Consider the following 339-nt stretch of genomic DNA (forward strand, 5'->3'; position numbering starts at 1 on the left):
TAATGAACGCGAACAGTTGGAAATGCTGACCATAGAACAGTTGGTTCCTCAAGACCATCTGGTGCGCAAACTGGATGCGGCTCTTGATTTCTCCTTTATCTATCCATTAGTTGAAGATCTTTACTCAACCATTGGAAGACCGAGCATAGATCCTGTAGTGCTGATCAAGATGACATTCATTCAGTATACCTTCGGCATCCGATCCATGCGCCAGACAATCAAGGAAATTGAAACGAACGTGGCATATCGCTGCTTCCTAGGCTACGGCTTTCATACAGAGGTTCCTCATTTCTCCACGTTCGGGAAGAACTATGTCCGTCGATTCGCAGATACTGATCT

At 45.4% G+C, this 339-nt stretch carries 1 protein-coding gene; it reads left to right on the forward strand.

Annotated elements, in window-relative coordinates; all coding sequences use genetic code 11:
- Positions 1 to 339 (forward strand): transposase (locus AWV70_RS19730; RefSeq protein WP_235588775.1); only part of this gene is annotated, 339 nt, incomplete at both ends.

It is taken from the genome of Sporosarcina koreensis (assembly GCF_001531445.1).
Taxonomy (GTDB): Bacteria; Bacillota; Bacilli; order Bacillales_A; family Planococcaceae; genus Sporosarcina; species Sporosarcina koreensis_C.